Source organism: Stutzerimonas sp. Brlt_14, from assembly GCF_051948915.1.
GTDB lineage: Bacteria > Pseudomonadota > Gammaproteobacteria > Pseudomonadales > Pseudomonadaceae > Stutzerimonas > Stutzerimonas stutzeri.
Genome location: NZ_JAYJLM010000001.1, coordinates 1 through 15,155, shown reverse-complemented (window position 1 = coordinate 15,155; position 15,155 = coordinate 1). Strand labels below are relative to the sequence as shown.

Sequence of the window (15,155 nt, the reverse complement as noted above, 5' to 3'; positions counted from 1 at the left end):
CCAAGTCTAGGGCCGTTCGGTTGAATGGCCGAGTGGGGGGATTGATGGATACCAGCAAACTCAAGAAATTTGCCCAATACGCACGACGCACCTTGCTTGATCAGGTGAGTGGCAAGATGGATGTGGTGCTAGCACCGCAGAGTGCTGCACGTCGTGAGCGAGCCCAGGTAGTGGCTGAGTTGGAAAAACTGATCAGCAACTCCGGTCGCGAGTATGTGGAAGAGCGTGTTGCCTACACCTGGTTTAACCGCTTCTGTGCCTTGCGTTTCATGGACGTAAATCGCTACACGCGTATCGGTGTGGTGTCACCGGCTGAGGGCCAGTTCCAGCCCGAGATCCTGGCTGAAGCCAAGATGGGGCACATCGACGAGGAGATGGTGCCGAGTCAGATTCGTCAGAAGATCCTGGATCTGCTAGCTGGCCGCGCACCAAGCACCGACTCGCAAGGCGAAGCCTACCGCCTGTTGGTAGTTGCTGCGTGCAACGCTTGGCACCAATCGATGCCCTTTCTGTTCGAGCGCATCGACGACTACACCGAGCTTCTGATGCCCGACGATTTGCTTTCGGGCAACTCTATCCTGGCCTACACGCGGGAAGCCATGACGCCTGACGCCTGCAAAGATGTTGAGGTGATCGGCTGGCTGTACCAGTTCTACATCTCCGAGAAGAAGGACGCGGTGTTCGAGGGGTTGAAGAAGAATCAGAAGATCACTCCCGAGAACATTCCGGCTGCCACTCAGCTGTTCACCCCGCACTGGATTGTGCGCTACCTGGTGGACAACTCGCTGGGCCGACTGTGGCTGCTCAACCGGCCCAACTCACGGCTGGCAGAGCAAATGGAGTACTACATCCCGCCAGAGAGGCCAGAGACTGATTTCCTAAAGATCGCCGGCCCAGAGGACATAAAAGTCTGCGATCCGGCGTGCGGCTCCGGTCACATGCTCACCTACGCCTTCGACCTGTTGTATGGGATGTACGAAGAGGAGGGCTATGACCCGGCTGAGATCCCGGAAAAGATCCTCACCCACAATCTTTTCGGCATCGAGTTGGACGAGCGTGCAGGAGAACTGGCTGCCTTTGCGCTCACCATGAAAGCCCGAGCTCGCCAGCGGCGCTTCTTCAACAAAGGTGTCAAGCCGAACATCTGCGTGCTGGAAAAGGTGAGCTTCAGCCGCGAAGAGCTGGACGAGTACATGGGCTTTGTCGGCCGTGACTTGTTCACCTACGGCCTTCGCGAAACGCTGGAGCAGTTCAGTGAAGCCGACAACTTCGGCTCGCTGATTGTGCCCAAGGTCGCCAACGTGGCAGATGTCCTGGCCACGCTGGAGAGCAAGGACATGAGCAGCAACCTGTTCTTGGCCGAGACGCACAAGAAGGTCCTGACTGTTCTGCGCATGGCTGACGCGTTGAGCCCGCGCTACGCAGTAGTCGTGGCTAACCCTCCTTACATGGGCGGTAAGGGCATGAATCCTCGCTTGAGCACTTGGGCCAAGGAGAACTTCCCGAGCAGCAAATCCGACCTGTTTGCGATGTTCATCGAACGCAACTTGGATCTGACGGTGAAGGGAGGAGCTGTTGCCATGATCACCATGCAGAGCTGGATGTTCCTTTCCTCCTTCGAGTCTCTGCGTAGCCGCATTCTGAATCAGCACACCATCCTATCCATGGCGCACTTGGGTGCACGAGCCTTCGACAGTATCGGCGGTGAAGTTGTTTCGACCACAGCCTTTATACTGGAAAACGCCCACAAGCCTGATTATCGGGGCGCTTACATGCGCTTGGTGGATGGCAATTCGGAAGCGGAAAAGATGGAGATGATGGCTAAGGCTATCGCTCAAGGCAGGGCTGCATGACCAGTAGCCTCCAGCTCAAGAGCTTCGGCGCATTCACCGATCTGAGCATCGACTTCTCGCGAGGCATTAACATCGTCACCGGCGAGAACGGTAGCGGCACCACAGCCTTCAAGGACATTCCTCATGAAGCTTATTATTGAAAACATCGGCATGCTTGAGCATGCAGAAATTTCACTGCGCAAGCTGTGCGTGATTGCAGGTGAGAACGACAACGGCAAGAGCACGATAGGTAAGATCTTTTTTTGCATCGTCAAGGCCATCAATCGCTACCGAGAAGACCTGCAGGAGTCAAAGGAATTCTGGGCAAATGAGAAGACGGACGAAATCTACTTCCGTCTGCGCGAGGCCATACGGTTCACCGGCCCCGAGGTGATGGATGTACTGAGGCGCTTGCGCATGTCCTCAAGACACCGCCTGAATGCCGAAGAGCAGCTGGCCGCTGTCGACGAATCCATTCAGCGTGTTTTCGCCCTGACAGAGTTCGAGCCAAATGACAGGCAGGCAGTCCTCGCCCTGCGCGACGAAATCCAGGCCGTGCTGGATCGGCCCGAGAACATCAAGCAATCGATTGAGAACGCACTTAACAAGGTCTTCGCATCGGAGTTCGATGCCTCATTGCTGCTGCACGGTGCAACACAGGGGCGTATCCAGCTCGTTGAGAACGATTTAACCCTGATGGATCTCGTAGTGACCGATGATGGCGTGAGCCTGATGGGAGAGGTGGAGCCAGTGGCACTGAAAGATGCCACCTTCATCGATTCGCCGCTCATCTTGAACAACCACGACGTGCTGGCGCGCAGCCAAACCTTGCTGGACGTGGACCAAAGACGGTCGGGCCGTTTGAGCCTGCCATACACGACCCTGCACACCAAAGACCTGTTCGACAAGCTTCGCACACCGGTGCTGCCATTGGATTTGCTCAGCCCAGACAACACGATGAGAACAAACCGTGTGCTGGATGATATGGAGGTGCTGATCGACGGTGAGGTGGCTTACGACAAGACCGAGCGTGACTTTGTATTTCGCCGGCCAAGTGGCGCAGCCATCTCTATCAAAAACACAGCCAGTGGCATCAAGGTATTTGGTTTGCTGAAGATGTTGGTGGCCAATGAGTTCGTGACCAAAGACACCATCCTCATATTTGACGAACCTGAAAACCACCTGCATCCAAAGTGGCAGCTCAAACTGGCGCAGGTGCTGCTCAAGTTGGTGGAAAGCGGCGTTTATGTGCTGGTGTCGTCGCACAGCCCTTACCTGATTGAAGCGCTCAAGCGTGGCGTGGACCGCGCAGGCCTGACTAATGAGGCACGTTTCGCCCTTGCTCAGGAACGGAAGATCAATGACGAAGACCGCCTAAGCGATATTTTCAGCGTACTAGCCGAGCCCTTTGAAGCGTTCAGAAAAATGGATGCTGAGGACTTGGGTGATGAATAAATACAGCTTACGGCAGTATCTGGCGCAAAAACTGGGGCCGCATTCATCTACCTTCAAAGCCACCAGCTTTGATGACGCGAACAATACACACCTCTGCAGTGATGAGACTACGGAGGAGGTGTACAACTTTGACGCCTACATACGGGCTCTCGGTGCTGATCCCATTCCTGCCTCACCCGACGCCATCCACATTGGCAGCAAAGATCTTTACTTCGTTGAGTTCAAGAACCAGCGACCAGCCGATGTCGACAAGTCACAGATGCAGCGCAAATTCGAAGCAGGAACGGGAATACTGAAGGATCTTCTGAAAGATTTCTCCGCAAAGGACTGCCGATATCATTTCTGCGTGGTGATGAAGGCCCAGCCAAAGCCGCGCTTCATGGATTTTCGGCACATAGAGCAAAGCGCAGTTAGGTTTGAGCTTGATGCCTTGAACCAAAGGCTGGGCGGCTTTTACGACCATGTTGTCACTGAAAGCATTGATTTCTACGTTGATCAATTCAAGGCATTGCAGTGCGCATGAGCCACGACATTGCGACTAGAGTGCAAGCGCCAAGCGTAGCATCCAAGAGATGGCGAGTATGACCACTCTCCAAAATCTCGGTTTGGCCTATCGCAAAGCCAAGGTAGACCTGTACTACTCGTCTCATGCATCGCTGGACGCGATTGCGGACTACGAGGACGCACTCCATGCCAACCTGACTGCTTTGCTCGCGAAGCTGCTTAGCGATGATGAGTCCTGGGTCACGCAACCCGAGTTTATCGGCGGCTGGACTCTGGCCACCAAGTCGGTGGACATGTCTTGCTGGGATGAGTATCGCAAGCAGAATGGCAATGGTCTGATCTTTTCATCTCCGGCCGAGGAGTGGGCCCATGCCTGTGGCCTTCTGGCTGAAGGCGCCCCCCCCAAAAAGCCCAAGGCCGAATTTCGAGTGATGGCCCAGTGCAGCCTGGACTTTCATGTGCTGTCCACCCTCTGGATGCTGGAGGTTGGCCATCAGTTCGATGTCAAGTTGACCGACTGTGCCTATGGCAACCGATTGCGCCGTACGCAAGATGGGAAAGGCATCAATGCGCTCTCGCTGGGCTCTTTTAAGCCGTACCTGAAGCCATTCCGCGACTGGCGTGATCAGGGTATAGAGGCCATGCGTATTGCGTTGAACGCAGACAAGAAGATCGTGGCGCTCACGGCGGATGTCAGCTCTTTCTATCACGAGCTGAATCCTGGCTTCATGCTCAATCCAGCCTTCGTTGTGGATGTGCTGGGGCTGGAATTGTCTCCTGCTCAATCTAAGCTGCATCGCCTTTTCATTCAGTCGCTGCAAGCTTGGGCGGCAGCCACGCCGTTGAAAAAGGGTCTGCCCGTAGGTCTGCCTGCTTCAGCCGTGGTGGCGAACCTTGCGCTGATTGAGCTGGACCGCGTCGTCGAGCAGCAGATTGCGCCGCTGTACTACGGACGCTATGTAGACGACATTCTCCTGGTCATGGAGAACGGTGCCAGCTTCCGCTCTACGGCTGAGCTGTGGGAGTGGTTGTTTGCCCGCTCCAGCGGCATGCTGGCGTGGGTGCCGGGCGAGAAGCATAAGCAAATCGGTTTTCAGCCCAGCTACTTGAGCGACAGCCAGATCCGCTTTGCCAACGCCAAGAACAAGGTGTTCATGTTGGCGGGCGAGCCGGGTAAAACCCTGGTGGATGCCATCGCTCACCAGATCCACGAGCGGGCAAGCGAATGGCGCGCTATGCCGCGTTTGCCACGCGCTGCCAGCCATGTCGGCACTGATCTGTTGGCCGCAACGCAAAGCGACGGTGAGGCCGCCGACAACCTGCGCAAGGCGGATGCCCTGACCATGCGCCGCGCGGGCTTTGCCATCAAGCTGCGTGACTTTGAAGCCTACGAACGTGACCTGCAGCCAGACGCGTGGCGCGAGCATCGCCAGGCCTTCTTCCGTGCGTTTGTCCAGCATGTGCTGGTGCTGCCGCAGTTTTTTGATCTGTCGGTCTACCTACCACGGGTTATTCGCCTCGCTACGGCGTGCGAAGACTTTTCAGCCTTGCGCCAGATTTTGCGAGGGCTGGATCAATTGTGTACGCAAGTGTCACAAGGTTGCGAGCTCAGCATTAAGGCCTGCCCCGCAGAAGACAATCCAAGCCACAGCGAAATACTGGATCGCTGGCAAAAGCAGCTTTTCACCACGGTACGCGAGAGCATCAGTGCTGCCTTTCCGCCTCGGCTATCGAAAGACGGTAAGGCGGCCTGGCTGGCACACATGGAGGGCTATGCACCGGCGAATATCGATGCCTTCCTGAATTGGTATTTGTTCCCCATCAAGGGCTTCCAAACTCAGCAAGCACGGCTGTTCTCATTTGATCTGGCGCATATGCCGTTCCGCTTTCTTGGCCTGCCCGAGGAAATGGTGGCCCAGCGCGGTATCCCGGCCAGGAAGACTGCTACATCCTGCACCCATGCTACCGATTTGCTGCCAGGCACTGTGCTCGAAGGCAGCCAAGTACTTGCAAAATGGATCCGCTTCAAAGGTTTGCCGCACGGGCTACTGTTTGCTACCCGGCCTTACAACCTGCCGGAGCTGTTTATCCTGAACAAGGCCGCCTACGATGCTGCGGCGCGCGCGGCCATGCAAGCTGTCGTCCTCGCTGTACGCGGCTTCGAGCTTGGTGATGCAGCGCCCGCTTTCGACAAGCACGGCGTGCTACAGATCCCGGACGGGCATCCGCAGAGCAAATACGCCATCGCCGTCTCCAGTTGGAAAACGCAGATGGTGAGCTGGACAGCTTCGGTCATGCGCATGCCCGATCCTGATGCCGAGCGTTACGCGCGCTTGTGTCGCTTGCTGGATGGTGTAATTGCTCAGCCACGGCACAGCCGCTATCTGGTTCTGCCCGAGCTGGCCTTGCCCGCGCACTGGTTCATCCGTATTGCGCGAAAGCTTCAGGGGCGCGGCATTTCGTTGATCACTGGCATTGAATACCTGCACGCCAGTAAAGGGCGCGTGCGCAACCAGGTTTGGGCTGCGCTGTCGCACGATGGCCTGGGCTTCCCTTCGTTGATGATCTATCGGCAGGACAAACAGCGCCCAGCCCTGCATGAGGAACGGGAGTTGCAGCGTCTGGCTGGCTTGGAGTTGAGAGCTGACAAGGCGTGGCGAACACCGCCCATTCTGCAGCATGGTGACTTGCGTTTTGCCCTGCTGATCTGCAGTGAACTCACCAATATCAGCTATCGTGCCGCCCTGCGCGGCAAGGTGGACGCGCTGTTTGTACCCGAATGGAACCAGGACACCGAAACCTTCAATGCCTTGGTGGAGTCCGCTGCGCTGGATATGCACGCCTACATCATCCAGTGCAATGACCGCCAATACGGTGATAGCCGCATTCGCGCCCCCGCAAAAGACAGTTGGGAGCGTGATGTGCTGCGAGTTAAGGGCGGTGTGACCGACTATTGCGTAATCGGTGAGATCGACGTGCAAGCGCTGCGCCAGTTCCAGAGCAGCTATCGCTCACCGGCCAAACCGTTCAAACCGGTGCCGGATGGATTTGAAATTGATTTTGGCCGCAAGGTATTGCCGGCGGGAGATAAAGAATGAGTGAGAGCCCGAACAGCAGCCGAGATCTGGGCATGGAAAAGTTTTTTTTCCGAGCTTCGGCGGTGGACTTTAAGAAAATTCCCAGCGGACCAATTGCTTATTGGGTAACTAACGCGGTGCTTGAGCATTTCTCTAACAGCAGGAAGCTTGAGGATATTTCCAAGCCAAAGCAAGGAGCAACCACATCAAATAATGGAAGATTTCTGCGACTTTGGCACGAAATCTCCAAAGCTGATTTTTGTACGGAAGCGGGCTCTTTGCAATCGGCTTCTGACAGTAGAAAGAAATGGTTCCCATATAACAAGGGTGGTGATTTCCGTAGGTGGTATGGAAACCAGGATTTTGTAATTAACTATGCAGATGACGGGAGGGAGATTAAGGAGTTTCATGAGGAACTCAATAAAACCAGTCCCGGAGGGCGCCTAAAAAATCAAGACTGTTATTTCAAGCCCTGCGTGAGCTGGTCAAAAATCTCGAGCGGAACATTCGCGGTTCGTTACTTTCCTCAAGGTTTTATTTTTGATGTTGCAGGTTCGGCAGTGTTTTTTGATTCGAACAAAGCTAACCTATACTTCAATGGCTTGCTAAATACGATTTTTGTAAGGTATGTTCTCGGAGCCCTTTCTCCAACACTAAACTTTGAAGCAGAGCATTTGTGCAAAATTCCTATTATTCATGAAGAAAATATTGAAGCGCAAGTTACCGGCTTAGTTGAGGAGTTAGTTAGGAACTCAAAAAATGACTGGGACTCCTTCGAAACCTCTTGGAACTTCACTGGCTTTAAGCTGTTGCACCCCGAAAACCGCCAGCCAACTCTCAACGCAAGCTATAAGAAGCTCCGCGGCCACTGGCGCGAGATGACGCTCGAACTGAAGCGCCTGGAAGAAGAAAACAACCGTATCTTCATCGAGGCCTATGGCCTGCAAGACGAGCTGACGCCCGAAGTGCCGCTGAACGAGATCACGCTCACCTGTAACCCGTATTACCGATACGGTGGCGATAAAACCGAAGAAGAGCTCGAAGCTCTGCTACTGGCCGATACCATGCGCGAGCTGGTGTCTTATGCCGTGGGCTGTATGTTCGGTCGCTACAGCCTGGACAAGCCGGGGCTGATCTTGGCGAACCAGGGCGAGACTCTGGCGGACTATCTGGCTAAGGTGCCGCAGCCCAGCTTCCCTGCCGACGATGACAACGTGATCCCGCTGCTCGATGGCGACTGGTTCCCCGATGACATCACCTTACGTTTCCGTCAATTCCTGCGCGTGGCCTTTGGCGATGCGCATTACGAGGACAACCTGGCCTTTATCGAACAGGCGCTAAACGTCAAGGGCAAGCGAAACTTCAGCCTGCGCGACTACTTCCTGGGCGAGTTCTATACCGACCATGTGAAGCGCTACAAGAAGCGTCCAATCTATTGGCTGTTCAGCAGTCCGAAGGGTACCTTCAGCGCACTGGTCTATCTGCATCGTTATCGCCCGGACACCGTCAGTGTGGTGCTCAGCTACCTGCGCGATTTCCGCAAGAAGCTCGCCTCGCGTCTGGATTATCTGCAGCAGGTAGCTATCAACCCATCTGCCAGTCAAAGCGAAAAGACGAAGGCCAGCAAGGAAGCCGATACCATCAAAAAACAGCTTATTGAGCTGGATGATTACGAGCGCGATACGCTTTATCCGCTGGCGACAGAGCAGGTCGAGCTGGATCTGGACCATGGCGTTAAGGTCAACTACCTCAAGCTGGGCGCAGCCCTGAAGAAGATCGTCGGGTTAGACGCCAAGGGTGAGGACTGATCCGTACATGAGTAACCTCAAGATTACCCAGGCGCTGACGAACCTATTTGAGAAGCAGCGTATTGTCTTCTGGTACGACAACCGTCTGGAGTTCCGTGCAGATTTCGAATCGCTAGAGCTGCCGGGTGTCGAGAAAATCGAGCTGGCCAACAACGAGTTCGGTGTTAAGTACCGCATCCTGCGCGAGCAGCCCGAGCAGAAGTTTCTGCTGTATCGCGAGGGTGCCGAGCCGGCCTACTTGGATAACTGGTTGCTTGATGTGCAGCTGGCAAGCGGCAACACCTTCCGTACGGACCAGCTTGCCCTCTGGCTGGCCGAGCTGGAGTTGGGGCCCGACTGCTATCCGGTATTGGAAGAGCATGCGGCCTTCTTCGCTGCGGCCAAGCGGCGTGAGCAGTTGCGTAAGCTGCTGCAGTCGGGCGACTCGCACAGCATGCTGCGCTTCAAAATGCTCGCCGTGTGTACAGGCTCCGAGCCACGATTGGATGTAATTCTTGAAGAGCTGCTGGCTGAGCTCGCCAATGCGGAAGTCACACGCATCAAGCTTATCGAAACAAGTGGCCTGGATAGCTTCCTCTGGGAGCAGATGAAGCGCGCCTACGGTTATGTGTCGCAGCAGCCTGGACTGCACGATTTCGTGATCGAGCTGTTCAAGGCTTGCTTCATGATGGGTACGGATCCTGAGTACAAGTCGCGCTTGTCTGCAGAGTCCTTAGTCTTTCTCCGGCGCTGGAAGGACAGTCGGTCACACGAAAGCAGTTTTGAAATGCTGTCTGCGCAGTGTGCAGAGTTGCTACAGATTGGTGACAAGCTGCATAAGCTTGATTATCGAGCCCTCCTGGATCTTGATTACTTTGAGCTGATCGACCGCAAGATCCTCAGTGAGCTGGTTCGCGCGACTGTTGCCCGAACGGCGACTGCTGCCGATGTCGAGCAATCTGTGCGTCAACGGCGCCAGAGCCATTGGTTCAGCCATTTCGAGGATGTCTATCTGGCGCTGGATCATGCTGCGCAGTTCCTGCAGACGCTTGATGCCGCCAAGCTGGAAATGGCCTCCTTGGCCGATGGCGCGGAGAAGTACGCGAAGAGCTGGTACCGGCTGGATCAGCTGTATCGTAAATTCGTCCATCACGCGCGCAAGTCTGGCCAGGCCTCCTTGCTGGAGGAGCTCAGCGCCCAGATCGAAAACCAGTACACCAACAACTATCTGGCACGCCTTAATGATCGTTGGCAGCAGTTTGTAGACTCTGCAACAAGCTGGACGGCAGCTCCGATCATGCTGCAGCGGAATTTCTTCAGCCGCTGCGTCAAGCCTTTCCTGGAGCGCAAGACCAAGGTCTGCGTACTGATCTCGGATGCTTTCCGTTATGAGGTAGGTGAAGAGCTGCAGAGCCTGATTCGCCGTGAAGACCGCTTTGAGGCCGAGCTGGAACCGGCGCTTTCCATGTTGCCGAGCTACACACAGCTGGGTATGGCCGCACTGCTACCTAACCAGGCACTGCAGCTGGCTGAAAACGATAGCGGCGATGCAATAGTGGATGGTCAGAGCGCCCAGGGCTCGACTAATCGCGGCAAGATCCTTGCTGCTGCGGTGCCGAGTTCTGCTGTTCTTTTGGCCAAGGACCTGCTGGCTATGAACCAGGCGGATTCGCGGGCGCTGCTGCGTGATAACGATGTGGTTTACGTCTACCACAACCTGATCGATAAGACTGGCGACACGCGAGATACCGAGGAACGGGTATTTGCTGCGGCAGAAGAGACATTGGCCGAGCTGGTCCGGCTAATAAAGAAACTGACCAATGCCAATGCCAGCAACCTGTTAGTCACCGCAGATCATGGCTTCATCTACCAGCACCGACCGCTGGAGGAGAGCGATTTTCTCAGCAACGTGCCGGAAGGCGACGAGGTACTCTATCGGGACCGGCGTTTCGTCCTGGGGCGCGGTCTGCGCAGCCAGGCAGGTTTCCGAACCTTCACCCCTGAACAGCTGGGACTTGAAGGATCGCTGGATGTGCAGATCCCTAAGTCGATCAATCGCTTGCGTCTCAAAGGTTCTGGCAGCCGGTTCGTACATGGCGGAGCCACGTTGCAAGAAGTGGTGATCCCGGTTGTGCGTATCAACAAAAAGCGCCAAAGCGATGTAGGCAGTGTCGACGTCGAGTTCATCGGTGGCGGGAGCAGAAGCATCACCACCGGCCAGTTGGCCGTTGTGCTGTATCAGTCCGAGGCGGTCACCGAGAAGAAACAAGCTCGGCGCTTGCGTGCAGGCCTGTATACCCTGGACGGGGAGCTGATCTCCGACTCGCATGAATTGACGTTCGATTTCGCGTCCGATAACCCGCGTGAGCGCGAGCTGTCGGTGCGCTTCATCCTCAGCAGAAAAGCCGATGAAGCAAACAACCAGCAGGTTGAGTTGCGACTCGAAGAGCAGGTTGAAGGCACCTCGCATTTCACCCAGTACAAGGCCACTCGGTATACGATTCGTCGTTCGTTCACCAGTGAATTCGATTTTTAATGCAGGGATGTAACTCTATGAAAAGAATAATATTTTTTCTGTATGGATTGATGCTTCTTCCTTTTTGGGCTGTTTCTGGTGAGTCATTAAGGGTTGTTGAGGTTGAGCCAGCCCATACGAATAGCCCTGAGCGTTTTGAGCCGAAATGGGAGTATCGTAATATTGATTTTTCTGTCGGATTTTATTGCGGAACCACTAATGGTTTTTTGTCGTGGCCTGAATTCTATTGTCATGAGCCATATTTTTGGGTTGGTGGTATAAGTGTGGAGGCCTTAAATTTTCGCGAGGTCTTTGTTGCGACTGAAGGTATTCGGCTTGATGCAGCAAGGACTCCGTTTGAGAAGTCGACCAGTATGGGGAGGGAATTTTATTCTGAAATATCTAAAAATAATGATCCAGTTTTTCACTTGAAAGTTGTTGGCTGGGATGACAGGAGTGACACATATGGGTCGTATGATGGGAGTATTAAGCTGGTCGATTTCGGAAAGCGCGTTGAATACTATATGTCTGCTCAAAGAAAGGCGGCGCATGAAGACTTTGAGGATGAAGTCAGAGATTGGTTTTTTGCTGCATTCTCATGGGGGCTAGGTGTTTTGGCAATTATTTTTTCTTGTTGGGGAGTGTGGCGCTGGATTTTACCATTTTTCACTGGATTCAAAGGTGGTTGCGCAGGTCTTTCAAGGCGTTTTCGTAGTGGTCTTTTTGATCGGAAAATCAGGCAGGTGGCAGTCGATGAGGCTGTACGCCAGGTCACTCGACAAAAAATTTCAGAGGTAGAGGAAGGAGATATAGATTTGTTGCTCAGGCGAATGCAGGATGCGCTTGAAAGGGATGATATTGATGCTGCCAAAGCGATCTCTTCGATTATTAAAAAAGACAAGCGAGAGACAGGTTGTTAATTTTATAATTTCTAGATTATTTTTTTGAATTGCATAGTGGGGCGTGGTGCTATGAGTCAGCTCGATGACAAGATCAACCAGCATTTCGCCGGGTTGGTCGTCCGCAAGGATCTGGTCAAGGCGGTGAAGGGCAACGCCATCGTGCCCTCCTATGTGCTGGAGTACCTGCTGGGGCAGTACTGCGCCACTAACGACGAGACCACGATCCAGGCCGGCATCGAGACGGTCAAGGAGATCCTGCGCAAGCATTATGTGCATCGGAACGAAGCCGGCCTGGTGCGCTCGATCATCAAGGAGAAGGGGCGGCACAAGGTCATCGACCGCGTCAGCGTCTCCCTGAACGACAAGGATGACGTCTACGAGGCGGAGTTTGCCAACCTCGGCATCAAGAAGGTACTGATCGACTCCAGTACGGTGAAGGCTCACCAGAAGTTGCTGGTCGGCGGCGTGTGGTGCATCGCCGATCTGGAGTACGAGTACACTGAGGACAAGTCGGCTTCACCCTGGGTGCTGGCGTCGCTCAAACCGATTCAGATCTCCCGCTTCGACTTCGAGGGCTACCTGGATGCCCGCAAGCAGTTCACTACGGATGAGTGGATCGATCTGTTGATCCAGAGCATCGGTTTCAATCCGCCGATGTTCGGCAAGCGCAACAAGCTGCTGCAGTTAATCCGCCTGATTCCATTCTGCGAGCGTAACTACAACCTGATCGAGCTGGGGCCGAAGGGTACCGGCAAGTCGCATGTCTACTCGGAGTTCTCGCCTCACGGCATCCTGATCTCCGGTGGCGAGGTCACGGTGCCAAAGCTGTTCGTCCACAACGGCACTGGCAAGCTCGGCCTGGTGGGCTACTGGGACGTGGTGGCCTTTGATGAGTTCGCCGGCAAGCAGAAGCGCGTGGATAAAGCGCTGGTCGACATCATGAAGAACTACATGGCCAACAAGTCATTCTCCCGGGGGGTGGAGACCCTCGGAGCAGAGGCCAGCATGGTGTTCGTCGGCAACACCGACCACACCGTACCGTACATGCTCAAGCACAGCGACCTGTTCGACCCGCTGCCAGAGAAGTTCCACGATTCCGCCTTCCTCGACCGCCTGCATAGCTACATTCCGGGCTGGGAAGTGGACGTGATTCGTGGAGAGATGTTCTCCTGCGGCTATGGCTTTGTAGTCGATTATCTTGCTGAAATCCTTCGCTCACTGCGTAGCCATGATTTCTCGGACCGTTACAAAGGGATGTTTACGTTGTCGGATGACATCTCCACGCGCGACCGCGATGGCATCAACAAGACCTTCTCCGGGTTGATGAAGATCCTCTTCCCTCATGGCGAGGCGACTGGGTCTGAAGTCGAGGATGTGCTGCGCTGTGCCATCGAAGGGCGTAAGCGGGTCAAGGATCAGCTGCTGCGCATCGATACCACCTACCCAGCTGTTCGTTTTGCCTATCAAGGAAAAGATGGCGTCGAGAGGTTGGTCAGCACCCTGGAGGAAGGGGAGTACCCAAACCAGTACCACCGGCGAGTGGCGGGTGAAGTCTCGGAGGCAGATCTGTTCGATACGGCTAATGTCGCTCCTAGCGAGCCGGTTAGCGATGCGGTTAGTCCTCAGCCCATTCAACAGCCTGCTGTCTCGGTAAGCAAAGAGCCAGTACTGAAGCCTCAGCACTTGGTTATTCAGGAGAACCAGCGCGGTGTCACCTTCGATAGGCTGTTTGGACCTTATTTAAAAGGCGCCAAGCGGATTATCGTTATTGATCCGTACCTGCGGATGTTCCATCAACTTCGCAACCTCATGGAATTGATGGAAACGATCAGTAAACAGCTGGCTTCCGGTGAGGAAGTGGCTGTACATGTGGTCACCGTGGAAGATGAGTTCAATGGTGATCGCCAGACTGAAAGCCTGCAGAAAATTGCAGACGCTTGTGCGGGGGTGGGTATCAAGTTCACTTGGGCGTATGACACGACAGGGACTAAGCATGATCGTGACATCACCACTGATACGGGCTGGAAAATCGTGCTTGGACGTGGGCTGGATATCTTCCAGCGCTTCGAACTGAACGACGCGTTTAGCTTTGCGAACCGGTTGCAGCAACACCGGCAATGCAAGGAGTTCAGTGCAACGTTCGTTAAGGTTGAGGATGCCAGCGAGTGAGTGATCTTGCTCCTGGTAACCAGGCAGAGCAAAAAAAAAAGCAGACAGTGGCATGGTTACAGCCTTTCAGCTGTAACCACGTTTTCTGACCAACTAGCGTTCAGACTTCGGTGGCCGATTGAAGATCCAGCACGCCAACACCACAGCGATCAGTAATGGCGGAAAGCGCACCACCAGAATCACCAGTAGCAATATCGCAAGGCAGCCAGCCAGGATCCCGGCAAACATGAACGCGGCTGCGAACGTGCGTAGCAGTAGCTTCATATCGCCTCCTTACAGGTAGCCCAGTTCTGCCAGTGACACGCAGCCTTCGTTCCCCACCACGATGTGATCGAGCGTGCGCACACTGACGAGATTCAGCGCGTCTTGCAGTTTCGTGGTGAGATTGCGATCCGCCTGGCTGGGCTCGGGATCACCTGAGGGGTGGTTATGCACCAGGATGATTGCGGCTGCGTTGTGCTCCAGGGCGATCTTCACGACTTCCCGTGGGTAGACGCTGGCGCTATCCAGCGTGCCGCGAAACACTTCCTCAAATGCGATCACCCGGTGCCTGCTGTCGAGCATGAGCAGGGCAAATACCTCATGCTCATAGTCAGCCAGCAGCGCCTGTAGGTGACTGAACACCTCCTTAGGCGAGGTCAGTGCTCGTCCCTTGCGCAGGCGCAGGCTGGCCAGTTGCTTGGCCATCAGCAGGATGTCGTTTTCCGTCACTGGCGAATCGACCAGGTAGGTGCCGGTCGTGTCACTGGCTTTCAGCTTGTGCAGGCGCATGTCTGCCTCCTTGGTCTTGGTCTTTGGGTGGGGTTTGACGAGCAGCCTGTGCATCGAGTTTTTCAGCCAGGCTGGATTTGCTGGGGCTGGGGTGAGATGTAATCACTGCAGCTGGTGCTTCACCTTCGGGGTAGAACTCTTCC

11 protein-coding genes and 1 pseudogene are annotated in these 15,155 nt (G+C 54.8%); 9 read left to right on the top strand and 3 right to left on the bottom strand.

The annotated features are described in order from the left end of the window. The first annotated feature begins 44 nt into the window (after positions 1–44). The 9 genes from pglX (VF716_RS00060) to brxL are packed head-to-tail and all read left to right on the top strand — an operon-like array spanning position 45 to position 14,241. Positions 45–1,853 carry a BREX-1 system adenine-specific DNA-methyltransferase PglX gene (gene pglX / locus VF716_RS00060; RefSeq protein ID WP_074859117.1) on the top strand — a complete coding sequence of 603 codons (1,809 nt, stop codon included), beginning with the start codon at positions 45–47 and terminating at the stop codon, positions 1,851–1,853. Beyond that, positions 1,850–1,993 (top strand): ATP-binding protein, encoded by a 144-nt coding sequence (locus tag VF716_RS00055; protein ID WP_083393743.1) that lies wholly within the window; start codon positions 1,850–1,852, stop codon positions 1,991–1,993. Before pglX (VF716_RS00060) ends, VF716_RS00055 begins: the two co-directional genes overlap by 4 nt. Further along, positions 1,977–3,287: an AAA family ATPase gene (locus tag VF716_RS00050; protein WP_074859120.1), complete on the top strand. Its 1,311-nt coding sequence runs from the start codon at positions 1,977–1,979 to the stop codon at positions 3,285–3,287. Before VF716_RS00055 ends, VF716_RS00050 begins: the two co-directional genes overlap by 17 nt. After that, the gene (locus VF716_RS00045; RefSeq protein ID WP_074859123.1) at positions 3,280–3,810 is read left to right on the top strand and encodes a hypothetical protein; all 531 of its coding nucleotides are present in this window, start codon (positions 3,280–3,282) and stop codon (positions 3,808–3,810) included. The genes VF716_RS00050 and VF716_RS00045 overlap by 8 nt, the downstream gene beginning before the upstream one ends. 58 nt (positions 3,811–3,868) lie before the next feature. After that, positions 3,869–6,889 carry a reverse transcriptase domain-containing protein gene (locus tag VF716_RS00040; RefSeq protein WP_440551168.1) on the top strand — a complete coding sequence of 1,007 codons (3,021 nt, stop codon included), beginning with the start codon at positions 3,869–3,871 and terminating at the stop codon, positions 6,887–6,889. Beyond that, on the top strand, positions 6,886–8,676 hold the full coding sequence (gene pglX / locus VF716_RS00035) for a BREX-1 system adenine-specific DNA-methyltransferase PglX (RefSeq protein ID WP_440551165.1): 1,791 nt from the start codon (positions 6,886–6,888) through the stop codon (positions 8,674–8,676). The genes VF716_RS00040 and pglX (VF716_RS00035) overlap by 4 nt, the downstream gene beginning before the upstream one ends. A gap of 7 nt (positions 8,677–8,683) precedes the next feature. Further along, the gene (gene pglZ / locus VF716_RS00030) at positions 8,684–11,191 is read left to right on the top strand and encodes a BREX-1 system phosphatase PglZ type A (RefSeq protein WP_440551162.1); all 2,508 of its coding nucleotides are present in this window, start codon (positions 8,684–8,686) and stop codon (positions 11,189–11,191) included. A gap of 17 nt (positions 11,192–11,208) precedes the next feature. Then, positions 11,209–12,090 carry a hypothetical protein gene (locus tag VF716_RS00025; RefSeq protein ID WP_440551159.1) on the top strand — a complete coding sequence of 294 codons (882 nt, stop codon included), beginning with the start codon at positions 11,209–11,211 and terminating at the stop codon, positions 12,088–12,090. A gap of 51 nt (positions 12,091–12,141) precedes the next feature. Then, positions 12,142–14,241 (top strand): BREX system Lon protease-like protein BrxL, encoded by a 2,100-nt coding sequence (gene brxL, locus VF716_RS00020; protein ID WP_440551156.1) that lies wholly within the window; start codon positions 12,142–12,144, stop codon positions 14,239–14,241. A gap of 93 nt (positions 14,242–14,334) precedes the next feature. Here the strand turns inward: brxL and VF716_RS00015 are convergent, their stop codons facing one another. The 3 genes and pseudogenes from VF716_RS00015 to VF716_RS00005 all read right to left on the bottom strand — a co-directional run. Beyond that, positions 14,335–14,505, bottom strand: a complete 171-nt coding sequence (locus VF716_RS00015) for a hypothetical protein (protein ID WP_169713330.1) — start codon at positions 14,503–14,505, stop codon at positions 14,335–14,337. A 9-nt stretch (positions 14,506–14,514) separates the two neighbouring features. Further along, on the bottom strand, positions 14,515–15,012 hold the full coding sequence (radC, locus tag VF716_RS00010) for a RadC family protein (RefSeq protein WP_074859139.1): 498 nt from the start codon (positions 15,010–15,012) through the stop codon (positions 14,515–14,517). Next, positions 14,984–15,155, bottom strand: a pseudogene (locus tag VF716_RS00005) (hydrolase or metal-binding protein); the annotation flags it as partial. The gene radC and the pseudogene VF716_RS00005, both read right to left, overlap by 29 nt.